This window comes from Agrobacterium rubi TR3 = NBRC 13261 (assembly GCF_000739935.1).
Lineage (GTDB): Bacteria > Pseudomonadota > Alphaproteobacteria > Rhizobiales > Rhizobiaceae > Agrobacterium > Agrobacterium rubi.
The window spans coordinates 1-13,912 of sequence record NZ_BBJU01000019.1 but is presented as its reverse complement, the minus strand read 5'-3'; the positions used below and the strand labels follow the sequence as shown (position 1 = coordinate 13,912).

The window sequence follows — 13,912 nt, the reverse complement described above, 5'->3', positions numbered from 1 at the left end:
ACCCCCCTCTGTCCTGCCGGACATCCCCCACAAGGAGGGAGATCGGCTGGGCGCTTGCTCCCCGTTCTGTCCGCAGCCGTTGAGATGGCCGAGAGGCCTCCACAAGTCGATCTCCCCACCTGTGGGGGAGATGGCCGGCAGGCCAGAGGGGGGTGAGCCGCGCCCACTGCCGCCAGCGTTTGCTCTCAAAATTTCATTTTAAATTCAGGAAAATCAGAGCCATGGCAGCATTTCATGAGGTGCGGTTTCCGCTGCGGTTGGCGTTGGGGACCAGTGGGGGGCCGGTGCGGCGGACGGATATTGTCAATTTGTCCAATGGGCGGGAGAACCGGAACCAGCGGTGGCGGAATTCTCGGCGGGCGTATGATGCGGGGTCGGGGGTGCGCTCGGTGAGTGACCTTTATGCCGCAATGGAGTTTTTCGAGGCGCGGGTTGGGCAGCTTTATGGGTTTCGGTTTCGTGATCCGGTGGACTTCCGGTCCTGCCCGCCGCTGACGACACCCACCGCCATGGATCAGCGGATCGGCACTGGCGATGGGGTGACGGCTGCATTTCCTCTGTTGAAGACCTATGCCGATGCGGGCGGAGGGTGGACGCGGACGATTGCCAAGCCGGTGGAGGGGTCGGTTCTGGTTTCGGTGAATGGTGTGGCGACGGTGAATTTTAGCACCGATTACGCGACCGGGATGGTGACATTTGCGGCGGGGCATGTGCCCGCCGCGGGGGCAGCTGTTCGGGCAGGCTTCGAGTTCGATGTGCCTGTGCGGTTCGATATCGACCGCATCGATGTGAGTCTCAGCGCCTTCGAGGCCGGACGTATTCCGTCCATTCCGCTGGTGGAGATTTTGCCATGAAGACCGTGCCTTCGGCTCTCGCTGCGCATCTTAAGGGCGAGGCGACGACGACGTGTCATTGCTGGAAGGTGAGCCTGCGCGATGGCGTTATCATGGGCTTTACCGAGCATGACGAGCCGCTGACCTTCGGCGGCGTGACCTATCTGGCCGCGAGCGGTTTTCAGGCCAGTGAAAACGATAGCGAGACGGGACTGGCAGCCAGCAGCGGCGAGGTGGCGGGCGGATTTTCCAGCGAGGCGGTGAGTGAGGCCGATCTGTCTGCCGGGCGCTTCGATGGTGCGCGGGTGGAGCTTTACCTCGTGAACTGGCAGGCACCGGAGCAGCACATTCTGCTGAAGGTGCGCGAGATTGGCGAGGTGACGCGGGCAGGCGGAGCCTTTACGGCGGAGCTGCGTAGCTTTGCGCACAGGCTGAGCCAGCCGCAGGGGCGGGTCTATGGACGGCGATGCGATGCGGCGCTGGGCGATGGCAGGTGCGGTGCCAATGTGGCGGCATTTCAGGCCAGTGGCGCAGTGGTTTCAACCGATGCGGCGGGGCGGCTGACGATGTCTGGACTATCTGCCTTTGCGGATGGGTTCTTCAAGCAAGGCAAGATGCGTTTTACCAGCGGAGCGAACAAAGACCGCAGTTTCGACCTCGATGACCACGCGCTGCGCGATGGGGTGGCGACGTTTCGGTTGTGGCTGCCGCTGGAGGTTTTGCCGCAGCAGGGAGACACGTTCACGGTGACGGCAGGGTGCGACAAGAGCTTTGTGACCTGCAAGGCGAAGTTTGCCAATCATCTGAATTTTCGAGGTTTTCCACATATGCCGGGGGCGGATTTTGCCTATTCCTATGTGACGAGCCGGACGCAACACGATGGCGGGGCGATATACCTATGAGCGATACGGGAGAACGTGTGCTGGCCGTGGCCGAAAGCTGGATCGGCACGCCCTATCGGCATCAGGCTTCCACCATTGGTGTGGGCTGCGATTGTCTGGGGCTGGTGCTCGGTATCTGGCGCGCACTGTACGGTGACGAGCCGGAATTGCCGCCGCCCTATGCGCGCGACTGGGCCGAGCGCAGTGGCGAGGACCGGCTGATGGCGGCGGCACAGCGGCATTTTCAGCCGGTTGCCAGCATGGGGGATGCGCTGCCGGGCGACATGCTGCTGTTTCGCTGGCGGCCGGAATTTGCGGCAAAGCATGTGGGTATTTTGGCGGATGGCGACCACTTCATTCATGCCTATGAGGGTGCGGCGGTACTGCGTTCGGCGCTGGTGCCTTCCTGGCGCCGGCGCATCGTCGGCGCTTTTAGATTTCCGGAGATGTGACTGATGGCAACCCTTGTTTTACAGGCGGCGGGCGCTGCCATTGGCAGCATTTTCGGGCCTGTTGGTGCGATCATCGGCCGGGCGGCGGGGGCGTTAGCCGGGAGTGCGGTCGATAATGCGCTGTTGTCCTCATCGAAGACCGTCAGCGGTGCGCGGCTTTCCACGGCGCGTATTCCCGGTGCCGAGGAGGGGGCGGCGATTGCGCGGGCCTATGGCACGGTGCGCATCGGCGGCACGTTGATCTGGGCAACGCGGTTTGAGGAAAGTGTGACGCGGGAACGGCAGGGCGGCAAGAGCACGGGTGCCGGCACGACGACGGTGGAAACCTTCAGCTATTTCGCCAATATCGCGATCGGTCTTTGCGAGGGTGAGACGGCGATGGTGCGGCGCGTTTGGGCCGACGGGCAGGAGCTGGACCTGACCGGCATCGAAATGCGGTTTTACTCCGGCAGCGAGACGCAGCTTCCTGACCCGCTGATCGAGGCGAAGCAGGGAACGGGACATGCGCCGGCCTATCGTGGCCTGTCCTATGTGGTGTTCGAGCGCTTGCCGCTGGACGGTTTCGGCAATCGTATTCCGCTGTTGCAGTTCGAGGTCGTCAGGCCCATTGGCAGGCTGGAGGGACAAATCCGCGCGGTGACGGTGATACCCGGTGCCACCGAGCATGGTTATGCGACGGTTGCGGTGTCCGAGCGGACGGGGGCGGGCGAAAGCCGGGTGATGAACCGCCACACGCTGGCGGCGGCAACCGACTGGCAGGCTTCCATCGACGAATTGCAGGCACTGTGCCCAAACCTGGAAAGCGTGGCGCTGGTGGTGACGTGGTTCGGCACCGATATGCGCGCCGGGGAATGCCATGTTTTACCGGGCGTGGAGGTGGGCTATCGCGACCGAGAAAGCGCCACATGGTCTGTCGCGGGCATGGGGCGCGGGCAGGTACGGCTGGTGAGCCAGCGCGATGGCGGCCCGGCCTATGGCGGCACGCCAAGCGATACGAGCGTGTTGCAGGCGATTGCCGATCTGAAGGCGCGGGGCTTGAGAGTGTGCCTCTATCCCTTTGTTATGATGGATATTCCCGCAGGCAGTAGTCTGCCGGACCCCTATGGCAATTTGCAACAGGATGCCTATGGCTGGCGTGGCAAGATTACTTGCCATCCAGCAGCGGGGCAGGCAGGGAGCGTAGACCGGACGTCTGCGGCGCGCACGCAAATCTCGACCTTCTGCAACCGCACCGATGGGTATCGTCGCATGGTGCTGCATTATGCGGTGCTGGCGAAGCAGGCGGGCGGGGTGGATGCGTTTTTGATCGGTTCCGAACTGCGCGGGTTGACGCGGGTGCGGGATCAGGCCGGGGCGTTTCCCTTCGTGGAGGAGCTGGTGCGGCTGGCGGGCGATGTGCGCGGGATGCTGGGCGCTGCGACGAAGTTGACCTATGCCGCCGACTGGAGCGAATATTTCGGTTATCACCCGGCGGATGGGTCGGGCGACGTGTTTTTCAATCTCGATGCGCTATGGGCGAGCCCGCATATCGATGCCGTGGGCATCGACAATTATATGCCGCTGTCCGACTGGCGCGACGAGGATGTGCTTGATGGTAACCCGGATGGGTTCGGGGGAACCGACGATGCGGCGGGGTTTGGCCGTAGCATCGAAGGCGGTGAGGGGTTCGACTGGTATTATGCTGATGATGCAGACCGCGCGAGCCGCAAGCGCAGCGCGATTTCTGACGGGTTGAAGGGCAAGCACTGGGTCTATCGCAACAAGGATTTGCGCGGCTGGTGGGGCAACCGGCATTATGACCGGGTGGGCGGCGCGGAACTGGCATCACCGAGCGCCTGGGTGCCCGGCATGAAGCCCCTGTGGTTCACCGAGTTGGGGTGCCCCGCGATCGACAAGGGCGCGAACCGGCCCAACACCTTCATCGACCCGAAATCATCCGAAAGCGCTTATCCCTATTTTTCGAGCCGCATGCGGGCAGACAGCCAGCAGCGGCGGTTTCTGGAGGCGCATCATGACCATTGGGCGGGTGGTTCGGCGCTGGCGGGGATGGTCGACCCTGACAGGATTTTCGTGTGGACGTGGGATGCGCGGCCATATCCAGCGTTTCCACAGGACACGGCGGCGTGGAGCGATGGCAGCAATTGGCGCACGGGACACTGGCTGAATGGCAGGCTTGGCGCGACCACCTTGGCCGATCTGATTGCGGCGGTGCTTGGTGATCATGGATTTGCGGATTTCGATGTGTCTGCCGTAACAGGCGATGTGGGCGGGTATGCGCAGGGCGATGTGACGGCAGCGCGCAGCCTGCTGGAGCCGCTGCTGGAAGCCTTTCAGGTGGATGTGATCGAGGACGGGGCGACACTTCGGTTTGTCTCACGCGGACGGGCGGCGGCGAAGACGACGATGATGTCTGCTTTCGCCGATATCGAGGACACGGCGCTGTGGTCTGAGGCACGCGGCCATGAGAGCGATTTCGCAGCGGAGGCGGTGCTGACGGCGTTCAACCCGGCGTTGGATTACGACCAGGCGAGTGTGCGTTCAAGGCGTATCGACCATGCTGGTAACCGGGTGCTGCGCTATGATCTGGGCGCGGTCCTGGCGCAGGAAACGGCGCAGAATGCGGTGGAAGCGCTGTTGCGTGATAACCGGCTGGCGCGGCGAACAGTGCGCTTTTCGATTGCGCCGAGCGAGATTGCGCTCGACCCTGGCGACTGCGTGCAGCTTGAGGGTGGCCCGAGTGGGCGATTTCTGGTGAGCCGGATCGAGGACGGGGATGTCAGACGCATCGAGGCGCGGGAGTTTGCGCCTGCAGCCGTCGCGCTTTCCGGCGATGCGGAGACACCGCGCGCTGGCGGCGGGGGCGCTTCCAGTGGGTTCGACCCGGACATCGTGCTGATGGACTTGCCGCGTTACGAAGCCGGTGAGGCGCAGGGCTTTGCCCGGGTCGCGGCCTTGGCCAGGCCTTGGCGGCGCATGGCACTGTCCGTTTCGGCTGGAACCGAAGGCTACGAGGCGCGGGCGTTGCTGGACCAACCCGCAAAGATCGGCGCGCTTGCGAGCGCTGTGCCGAGGGGTTTTGCAGGGCGGTTCAATGTGGCTGGCGCAATCGAGATCACACTGCCGTATGGCGATCTGGCCTCGGCTTCGGATCTGGCGGTGCTGAATGGGGCAAACCGGATTGCCATTCGCTGTGCGGGTGGTGCGTGGGAGATTGCGGCTTTCGCCGGGGCGGAGGAGGTTTCGGCCAATCGCTGGCGGTTGTCGCGGCTGTTGCGCGGGCTTGCGGGCACCGAGGACGCGATGGCGACAGGTGCTATCGAGGGAGCGGAGGTGGTGGTGCTGGATGCGGGCGTGGTGCCGATGGGGCTGCGCGCAGACGAGCGTGGATTGCAGCTGAACTGGATCATAGAGGCGGCCGGAGCGCAAATTTCGAGCGTCGGGCCGTTCGCCTTTGCGGGGGGGCTGCGGGCGGAAACGCCCCTAGCACCGGTGCATTTGCGCGGCGTGCGTGGGACGCAAGGCGTGCGCCTGACATGGGTGCGGCGCGGGCGCGTGGAGGCGGATGGATGGGACGCTGCCGATATTCCGCTCGATGAGGTGGCCGAGCGTTACCGCGTAGAAATCCTGTCCGGCGAGGTGGTGCGGCGAACAATCGAGGTGAGCGAGACAGCTTGCCTTTATGCCACGAGCGACGAGGTGACCGATTTCGGCGCGGCGCAGGCAACGCTTTCGGTCCGGGTGCGCCAGCTTGGGCGGGCGGTGCCGTTGGGGATCCCGGCGAGCGCGACCCTGAAGCTTTAAACTTCACAATGACGTCAACTGAGAAAGGGTGAAATATGGATACTGTAAAGGCTTGGTATCAATCGAAAACCGTATGGGGCGCGCTGATCGCGGTGCTGGCACCGCTGTTGCAGGTGGTGGGTTTGAACCTGCCGGCGGGGTTTGAGGGTGAGCTTGCGGAGGGGCTGACGACGGTGGCCGGTGGTATCGGCGGGCTGATCGCGCTCTACGGGCGGTTGTCTGCGACGAGTGCGATCAGGTAGGGGGGGAGGGACGGTGGGTGTGGCCCCCCCCCCCCCCCCCTCTGTCCTGCCGGACATCTCCCCCTCAGGTGGGGAGATTAGCTGGGCGCGCGCTCCCACTCCATCGATACGTTAAAGACGGGCGAGAGGTATCAGCGAGTCGATCTCCCCCCCTTGAGGGCGAGATGCCTGGCAAGGCAGAGGGGGGTGAGCCACACCACCACCCTTCACCACCCCCTCAAATCCGCGATAGCCCACATTCATTTGCCATTCAGAACGTTTACGATACATATTCGGGCAAGAGTTCGTTTCGACGTGCATCCAATTTGTCTGTGGAAGTTTTTGCAATGGCATCACCTCTCATCATCGCGACGCTTGCAGCCGGTCTGGCCGGTTTTCCTGCGCCGCAGGCTGAGGGGCCGATGGGACATGACGGCGCGCGGGTCATGCAGGTGGCGAGCGATTGTAGCTCCGCCGTATCCCGTGTGGTGCGCGAAACCGGCGGCCAGCTTCTGTCGGTCTACCCGTCCAATGACGGCCAGAACTGCGTCGTGACCGTGCTGGTGCAAGGCAATGGCGAGCGCCCGCGCAAGGTGACCATGCGCGTGCCGATGTAGACCGTCGCAATCCCCAAATTTCTGATGTAGAGATGATTTGAATGACCGTCGCGCTGCAGAAGTGACGGGTGGAATGAAAAGGGACGGATGATGCGCATTCTCGTGGTCGAGGACGATACCAACCTCAATCGGCAATTGACCGACGCGCTGAAAGAAGCGGGTTATGTCGTCGATCAGGCCTTCGATGGGGAAGAAGGGCATTATCTCGGCGATACCGAGCCCTATGACGCCATTGTTCTCGATATCGGCCTGCCGCAGATGGACGGTATTACCGTTGTCGAGAAATGGCGCGCCAGTGGCAAATCCATGCCGGTCCTCATCCTCACCGCGCGCGACCGTTGGAGCGACAAGGTGGCGGGGATCGATGCCGGTGCCGACGACTATGTGACCAAGCCGTTCCATGTGGAAGAAGTGCTGGCGCGTGTGCGCGCACTGATCCGCCGTGCGGCGGGCCATGCCTCTTCGGAAATCGTCTGTGGCCCTGTCAGGCTCGACACCAAGTCTTCCAAGGCGACAGTCAATGGCGTGACGCTGAAGCTGACCTCGCATGAGTTCCGCCTGCTCTCCTACCTCATGCACCACATGGGCGAGGTCGTTTCGCGCACCGAGTTGGTCGAGCATATGTACGATCAGGATTTCGACCGTGATTCCAACACGATCGAAGTGTTTGTCGGACGTTTGCGCAAGAAGCTGGGCGTCGATCTGATCGAGACTATCCGTGGTCTTGGCTACCGGATGCAAGCACCCGCAGATGCGAAGTAATTCACTCACCGCCCGCGTTCTGTTGCTTGCCTCGGCATGGTCTGCCCTGGCGCTGGTGGTGATCGCTGTGGTGATTTCCACGCTCTACAGACAGGGCGTGGAGCGCAGTTTTACCGATCTGCTGCGTGCGCAGCTTTACAACGTCATCAATTCCATCACTGTTTCCAACGAAAACACGCTGGCAGGGAGCCCGCAGCTGGGAGACCTGCGGTTCTCGCAGCCCGATACCGGCTGGTACTGGGTGGTGGAACCGCTGGGCAATTTCCAGACCGCGCCGCTGGTCTCGTCTTCGCTCGGTGTCGCCACGCTGCCGGTTCCCAGTATTCTGGATGTGCCCTTCGATAATCGCTACGAGCGCTATTACGTGGTGACGGACGAAGCGCAGAACCGGGTGCAGGTGGCCGAAACGGAAGTGGTGCTGGATGGCGAGGGCCGGGCGGCGCGGTTTCGCGTGACCGGCAATCTCAATGTCGTGGAAGACGATGTGCGCGACTTTTCCAACAGCCTCTATCTGGCACTGGCCGTCTTTGGCGTCGGAAGTCTGGTCGTGAACGGTCTTGCCATTCTCTACAGCTTGCGGCCGCTGGACAGGGCGCGTGTGGCGCTGGGCAAGATCCGTGGCGGTGAGGCTGAGAGGCTAGAGGGCGAATTCCCGAGTGAAATCCAGCCGCTGGCAACCGAAGTGAATGCGTTGATCGAAAGCAACCGCCGGCTTGTGGAACGGGCGCGGATGCAGGTGGGCAATCTGGCACATTCGCTGAAAACACCAATTGCCGTGTTGTTGAACGAGGCGCGCACGCTGGACAGCCATCACGGCGATCTCGTGCGCGGACAGGTGGAGGCGATGCAGGCGCAGGTGCAATCCTACCTGTCGCGCGCGCGCATTGCCGCCCAGCGCGGCTCCATTCTGGCGCGTGTCGAGGGCGAGCCTGCGCTGGAGCGGCTAGTGCGTGTGATGCGCCGCCTGAACCCGGAAAAGACCTTCGAGCTGAACATGCAGCAACCGACGATCGTGCTGGCGATGGAGCAGCAGGATCTGGAAGAGGCTGTCGGCAACCTTCTGGAAAACGCGGCGCGCTTTGCGGACACCAAGGTGGTGATAACTGTGATGCCGGGCATGCACCCGTCTTCCGACCCTGATGTAACGCGCAGGTCTTGGGTGACTTTATTGGTGGAGGACGATGGGCCGGGTCTGGAGCCGGATCAGATCACCGAAGCGATGAAACGAGGCCGGCGTCTGGACGAGAGCCGACCGGGTACCGGGCTTGGTCTTTCCATCGTCAGCGAGGTGGTTTCTGAGTACCACGGCACGTTTGCGATGTCGCGTAGTCCGCTGGGCGGTCTGAAAGCCGAATTGCTTCTACCAGGACTTTCGAAAGAGCTTGCATGACGGCCAAAAACTGGCATGACATTCCCTTGAGGAATGACCGCGCCAGGATGGCGCGTTGATAAGGAGTGTATTCTTGGTTGACGTGATTGGCAAAGCCGGATTTGCCGGATTGAACTCCCATTTTATGCGCCCTGCGGTTTTCTCGCTGATCTGCCTTTCGGTCCTCAGCTCGTGCACGACATCCAATACCCGCAACGCCGGTGGCGGATTGCTGGGACGCGGTGGCGGGTCCGCTACGCCCTATATTTCAGCCCTTCAGGGCGGAATCGTCGGCAGAAGTGGTCTTCAGATGGGCCGTGGTGATTTCAACAAGGCGCTGGAAGCCGAATATCAGGCGCTGGAAACGGCACCCGGTGGACAGGCCGTGACCTGGGGCAGCGGCGATACGCGCGGCGAAGTGATTGCCAACGCGCCTTATCAGGTGGGCAACCAGAATTGCCGCCAATATACCCATGATCTGACGATCGATGGTAAGCAGGCCAAGGTGCGCGGTGCTGCCTGTCGCAACACAGACGGCACGTGGACGCCGCTGACCTGATGGCCGCTTGACACATGTCAAGGCAAGCGTAAGGCTTGTCGTTCAGAACTTGGACCGGTTGGGTCATCTGCCGCAGGACGCCTTTGTGCGACCGCCTGCGGCATAGGGCCTCAAATTCACGTCATCCCGCAGCGGCTTATTCCAAAGCGGTGCGCATTCGAGTAATTGAAACGGCATGTTCTGGATTATCATCGCCCTGTTGACGGCGGCCGTGGCCCTCGTTCTGACCTATCCGCTGATGCGCAGCAAAGGCATAGCCGACACTGCCCGTGAGGGCGAGGTGGCGGTCTACCGCGACCAGCTGGCCGAATTGCAGCGCGAGCGCGCAAGCGGGCTGATCGGCGAGACCGAAGCCGAGTATGCGCGGGCCGAAATCGGTCGGCGGCTTCTGGCGGCGGCATCCGACAAAACGGGCGAGGTCTCAGCGATGTCGCCACGCAAGCACAATGCGCTCGCCAGCATCGTGACCGTGCTTTTGCCGCTGATGGGGCTCTGTCTTTACTTGTATATGGGCAGTCTGAACACGCCGGATATGCCGCTTGCCGCGCGGCTGGAGAAGCCCGGCAACGACATGAACCTGATGATTGCCAAGGCCGAACGGCATCTGGCGCAGAACCCGGATGATGGCGCCGGATGGGACGTGCTGGCCCCGATCTATTTCAAGACCATGCGTCTGGGTGATGCCGAGATGGCGTACCGCAATGCCATCCGTCTTCAGGGCGAAAACGCGCCGCGCCTGACGGGCCTTGCCGAAACGCTGATTGCGACCAATGACGGTGTCGTCGTCGAGGATGCGCGCTCGGCACTGGAAGACGCGGAAAAGATGAGCCCCGGCAATCCGCGTGTGCGCTTCTATCTGGCGCTTTCTCTGGAGCAGGCGGGTAAAACGGATCAAGCGCGCGATGCCTTTGCCGCGCTGCTGAAGGAATCGCCCGAGGGCGCGCCGTGGATACCGTTGGTGCAGGCGCATCTGCAAAACACCGGTGGTGCCGATATAGCCGCAGCGCCGAGGCCACAGGCGCCGGGTGGACCGAGTGCCGAGGATGTGGCTGCCGCCAGCAACATGTCGAGCGAAGACCGGCAGGCGATGGTGGCTGGCATGGTGGAAAGTCTGGACGCGCGGCTGAAGGAAAATCCTGATAATTTCGAGGGTTGGATGCGGCTGGTGCGATCCTACGCGATGTTGAAAAATGATGAGAAGGCGCGCCAGGCTCTGGCCGAAGGCCTGAAAGCCTTTCCGGCCGCTGGTGAACAGGGCAAGCAATTGCTGGCGCTGGCGCAGCAGCTGGGCGTGAATGCGCAGGGAGTGACGCAATGACCCGCAAGCAGAAAAGACTGGCGATCATCGGCGGTGGCGTCAGCTTTATCATGATCGCGGCGTTTCTGGTGATGTTCGCCTTCGGGCAGTCGATTGCCTACTTCTACATGCCGGGCGATCTGGAAAAGACCGCAGTCGCACCCGGCACGCGCATCCGTCTTGGCGGGTTGGTGGCCGAAGGGTCGGTCAAGCGCGGCGAGGGGCGCACGGTGAGCTTTGCCGTGACCGATGGCGGGGCGAGTGTGCCGGTGAGCTATACCGGCATTCTGCCGGATTTGTTTCGTGAAGGGCAGGGCGTGGTGACCGAGGGCACCTTCGATGCCGCGACGCATGCCTTTGTGGCCGACAGCGTTCTGGCCAAGCATGATGAAAACTACATGCCCAAGGAAGTTGCCGACCGCCTGAAGGACAAGGGCCTGTGGCAGCAGGCACCAGATGGCACCGCCAAAACCGGAGCGACGCAATGATCACCGAAATCGGCCATTATGCTCTGGTGCTGGCGCTGGGTGTGGCGCTTATCGTGTCCACGCTGCCCGCCTTCGGCGCGCGCCGCAACGACAAGGCGCTGATGGACATCGCGCCCATTGGTTCGGTTCTGCTGTTTCTGCTGGTGGGCATTTCGTTTGCGGCGCTGACGCATGCCTATGCCGTCTCCGATTTCTCTCTGAAGAACGTTTATGAGAATTCCCATTCGCTGATGCCGATGCTCTACAAGCTGACCGGCGTGTGGGGCAACCATGAGGGATCGATGCTGCTCTGGCTGCTGATCCTGGTGCTGTTCAGCGCGATGGTCGCAGTCTATGGCCGCAATCTGCCTGATACGCTGCGTGCCAATGTGCTGGCCGTGCAGGCGTGGGTGGCGACGGCGTTCCTGCTGTTCATTCTCTTGACGTCCAACCCTTTTGCGCGGCTTTCGCCGGTGCCTGCCGAAGGGCAGGACCTGAACCCGATCCTTCAGGACTTCGGTCTCGCGATCCATCCGCCGCTGCTCTACCTCGGCTATGTCGGCTTTTCCGTCTGTTTCTCCTTTGCCATTGCGGCGCTGATCGAAGGGCGCATCGACGCCGCATGGGCGCGCTGGGTGCGACCATGGACACTGGCTGCCTGGACGTTTCTGACAGCGGGTATTTCGATGGGTTCCTACTGGGCCTATTATGAACTCGGCTGGGGCGGCTGGTGGTTCTGGGACCCGGTGGAGAACGCATCCTTCATGCCTTGGCTTGCGGGAACCGCGCTTTTGCATTCGGCGCTGGTGATGGAAAAGCGCGAGGCGCTGAAAATCTGGACCGTGCTGCTGGCGATCATGACGTTTTCGCTGTCGCTGCTCGGCACCTTCCTCGTGCGCTCCGGCGTGCTGACGTCGGTGCATGCTTTTGCGACCGACCCGAGCCGTGGCATTTTCATTCTGTGCATCCTGATGATCTTCATCGGCGGCGCATTTTCGCTGTTTGCATGGCGTGCGCCGATGCTGAAAGCGGGCGGGCTGTTTGCGCCGATCTCACGCGAGGGCGCGCTGGTTCTCAACAATCTGATTCTGACGGTTTCGACGGCGACGGTGCTGATCGGCACGCTCTATCCGCTGGTGCTGGAAACGCTGACGGGCGAGAAGATTTCCGTCGGCGAGCCCTTCTTCAACCTGACATTCGGTCTGTTGATGATCCCCATTCTGATCGTGACGCCGTTTGGGCCGATGCTGGCGTGGAAGCGCGGAGATCTGCTGGGCGCGTTTCAGCGGCTTTATGTGGCGGCGGGTTTGGCCGCACTTGCGGGTCTTGCGCTCTGGTACGCTGAACATGGCGGGCCGGTGCTGGCGGTTCTCGGCATCGTCGCCGGGTTCTGGCTGATCTTCGGAGCGCTGGCCGATCTGTGGTACCGCGCCAATTTCGGCAAGCTGGCCTTCGGGATCGCGTTTCGCCGCCTGAAAGGGCTGCCGCGCTCGACCTTCGGGACGGCGCTGGCGCATATGGGCCTTGGCGTGACCGTGCTGGGCATCGTCACCGTCACGACTTTCGAGACGGAAACCGTCGTGGAAATGAAGCAGGGAATGACGGTGGATGCGGGCGGCTACAGCCTGACCTTCGACGGCATTCGCCACCATGTAGGCCCCAACTATACCGAAGATCGCGGGCACTTCACGGCGCGCAAAGGCGGAGTGGACTTGGCCGATGTGTGGTCCTCCAAGCGGCTCTACACGGCGCGGCGCATGCCGACCACGGAAGCCGGGATCATGACCTTCGGCCTCTCGCAGCTCTATGTCTCGCTGGGTGACCCGATGAGCGACGGCGGCATGGTGGTTCGCATCTGGTGGAAACCGTTCATTCTGTGCATCTGGGGTGGCACGGTGTTCATGATGATTGGCGGGTTTGTTTCGCTGTCTGACCGGCGGTTGCGCGTGGGTGCGCCGACGCGCAAGGCGAAGGCCGTGAAGGCCGGGCTAGTGCCGGAGCCTGCGGAATGATGGGCAAGAACCCCTCCCCAACCCCTCCCCACAAGGGGGAGGGGCTTAACCCTGCCTCACGCTTTTCGTTTCCATTGGACCGGATGGTTGCCGCACGGTGTCTCCCCCCTTGTGGGGGAGATGGCCGACAGGCCAGAGGGGGCTTTGTTCGCCACGTGAGAACCATCGCCCTTTTCTTCACCCTTCTCCTCACCGCACTCCCGGCTTTCGCCTTCAACCCGGACGAAGTTCTCTCCGACCCGGCGCTGGAAGCCCGTGCGCGGGCGCTGACCGTTCAACTGCGATGCATGGTGTGCCAGAACCAGTCCATCGATGACAGCAATGCGGAGCTTGCCCGCGACCTGCGCGTGCTGGTACGCGAGCGTTTGACGCAGGGCGATAGTGACGAGGCGGTGATCGATTATGTCGTGTCTCGCTATGGCGAGTTTGTTTTGCTGAAGCCGCGTTTCAGTGCGCGGACCATTGCGCTTTGGGGTGCGCCGATTGCGCTGATTTTGATTGGGGCGACAGCGATTTTCGTTTTTGCGCGACGGCGCGTGGCGGTGTCGGAGGGGCAAAAACTGACGGTGGATGAAGAGGCGCGGATTCGGGATTTGTTGGGGTAGTGGTGAGGCGGGGTAGCGTGTTCGGTACGCTTGTGG

13 protein-coding genes are annotated in these 13,912 nt (G+C 62.4%); all 13 read left to right on the top strand.

Going from position 1 to position 13,912, the window contains the following annotated elements; all coding sequences use genetic code 11:
* The first annotated feature begins 221 nt into the window (after nt 1-221).
* Entirely contained in the window at nt 222-854 is a 633-nt protein-coding gene (locus RRU01S_RS15280; protein WP_045231164.1) for a TIGR02217 family protein, read from the top strand.
* The gene (locus RRU01S_RS15275; protein ID WP_045231163.1) at nt 851-1,735 is read left to right on the top strand and encodes a phage/gene transfer agent baseplate hub protein; all 885 of its coding nucleotides are present in this window, start codon (nt 851-853) and stop codon (nt 1,733-1,735) included. The genes RRU01S_RS15280 and RRU01S_RS15275 overlap by 4 nt, the downstream gene beginning before the upstream one ends.
* Nucleotides 1,732-2,166: a C40 family peptidase gene (locus RRU01S_RS15270; protein WP_045231162.1), complete on the top strand. Its 435-nt coding sequence runs from the start codon at nt 1,732-1,734 to the stop codon at nt 2,164-2,166. The genes RRU01S_RS15275 and RRU01S_RS15270 overlap by 4 nt, the downstream gene beginning before the upstream one ends.
* A 3-nt stretch (nt 2,167-2,169) precedes the next feature.
* Nucleotides 2,170-5,967 (top strand): baseplate multidomain protein megatron, encoded by a 3,798-nt coding sequence (locus tag RRU01S_RS15265; protein ID WP_045231161.1) that lies wholly within the window; start codon nt 2,170-2,172, stop codon nt 5,965-5,967.
* Nucleotides 5,968-6,002: 35 nt separating this feature from the next.
* A complete protein-coding gene (locus tag RRU01S_RS15260) occupies nt 6,003-6,209 on the top strand; it encodes a hypothetical protein (RefSeq protein WP_045231160.1) in 207 nt (68 codons plus the stop codon).
* 326 nt (nt 6,210-6,535) lie between these two features.
* Nucleotides 6,536-6,805, top strand: coding sequence for a hypothetical protein (locus RRU01S_RS15255; protein WP_045231159.1), 270 nt, complete (start codon nt 6,536-6,538; stop codon nt 6,803-6,805).
* 90 nt (nt 6,806-6,895) lie between these two features.
* Nucleotides 6,896-7,567: a response regulator transcription factor gene (locus RRU01S_RS15250; protein WP_045231270.1), complete on the top strand. Its 672-nt coding sequence runs from the start codon at nt 6,896-6,898 to the stop codon at nt 7,565-7,567.
* Nucleotides 7,557-8,957 carry an ATP-binding protein gene (locus tag RRU01S_RS15245; RefSeq protein ID WP_045231158.1) on the top strand — a complete coding sequence of 467 codons (1,401 nt, stop codon included), beginning with the start codon at nt 7,557-7,559 and terminating at the stop codon, nt 8,955-8,957. Before RRU01S_RS15250 ends, RRU01S_RS15245 begins: the two co-directional genes overlap by 11 nt.
* A gap of 124 nt (nt 8,958-9,081) precedes the next feature.
* Nucleotides 9,082-9,495 carry an RT0821/Lpp0805 family surface protein gene (locus RRU01S_RS15240; protein ID WP_045231157.1) on the top strand — a complete coding sequence of 138 codons (414 nt, stop codon included), beginning with the start codon at nt 9,082-9,084 and terminating at the stop codon, nt 9,493-9,495.
* Nucleotides 9,496-9,670: 175 nt separating this feature from the next.
* On the top strand, nt 9,671-10,813 hold the full coding sequence (gene ccmI / locus RRU01S_RS15235; protein WP_045231156.1) for a c-type cytochrome biogenesis protein CcmI: 1,143 nt from the start codon (nt 9,671-9,673) through the stop codon (nt 10,811-10,813).
* Nucleotides 10,810-11,280 (top strand): cytochrome c maturation protein CcmE, encoded by a 471-nt coding sequence (ccmE, locus tag RRU01S_RS15230; RefSeq protein WP_045231155.1) that lies wholly within the window; start codon nt 10,810-10,812, stop codon nt 11,278-11,280. The genes ccmI and ccmE overlap by 4 nt, the downstream gene beginning before the upstream one ends.
* Nucleotides 11,277-13,271, top strand: coding sequence for a heme lyase CcmF/NrfE family subunit (locus RRU01S_RS15225; protein ID WP_045231154.1), 1,995 nt, complete (start codon nt 11,277-11,279; stop codon nt 13,269-13,271). The genes ccmE and RRU01S_RS15225 overlap by 4 nt, the downstream gene beginning before the upstream one ends.
* 155 nt (nt 13,272-13,426) lie before the next feature.
* Entirely contained in the window at nt 13,427-13,876 is a 450-nt protein-coding gene (locus RRU01S_RS15220) for a cytochrome c-type biogenesis protein (protein WP_045231153.1), read from the top strand.
* Nucleotides 13,877-13,912: the final 36 nt, after the last annotated feature.

Coding starts and splice junctions, on each gene's coding strand:
- RRU01S_RS15280 (WP_045231164.1), top strand. CDS start 222: ATGGCAGCATTTCATGAGGTGCGGTTTCCGCTGCGGTTGGCGTTGGGG.
- RRU01S_RS15275 (WP_045231163.1), top strand. CDS start 851: ATGAAGACCGTGCCTTCGGCTCTCGCTGCGCATCTTAAGGGCGAGGCG.
- RRU01S_RS15270 (WP_045231162.1), top strand. CDS start 1,732: ATGAGCGATACGGGAGAACGTGTGCTGGCCGTGGCCGAAAGCTGGATC.
- RRU01S_RS15265 (WP_045231161.1), top strand. CDS start 2,170: ATGGCAACCCTTGTTTTACAGGCGGCGGGCGCTGCCATTGGCAGCATT.
- RRU01S_RS15260 (WP_045231160.1), top strand. CDS start 6,003: ATGGATACTGTAAAGGCTTGGTATCAATCGAAAACCGTATGGGGCGCG.
- RRU01S_RS15255 (WP_045231159.1), top strand. CDS start 6,536: ATGGCATCACCTCTCATCATCGCGACGCTTGCAGCCGGTCTGGCCGGT.
- RRU01S_RS15250 (WP_045231270.1), top strand. CDS start 6,896: ATGCGCATTCTCGTGGTCGAGGACGATACCAACCTCAATCGGCAATTG.
- RRU01S_RS15245 (WP_045231158.1), top strand. CDS start 7,557: ATGCGAAGTAATTCACTCACCGCCCGCGTTCTGTTGCTTGCCTCGGCA.
- RRU01S_RS15240 (WP_045231157.1), top strand. CDS start 9,082: ATGCGCCCTGCGGTTTTCTCGCTGATCTGCCTTTCGGTCCTCAGCTCG.
- ccmI (WP_045231156.1), top strand. CDS start 9,671: ATGTTCTGGATTATCATCGCCCTGTTGACGGCGGCCGTGGCCCTCGTT.
- ccmE (WP_045231155.1), top strand. CDS start 10,810: ATGACCCGCAAGCAGAAAAGACTGGCGATCATCGGCGGTGGCGTCAGC.
- RRU01S_RS15225 (WP_045231154.1), top strand. CDS start 11,277: ATGATCACCGAAATCGGCCATTATGCTCTGGTGCTGGCGCTGGGTGTG.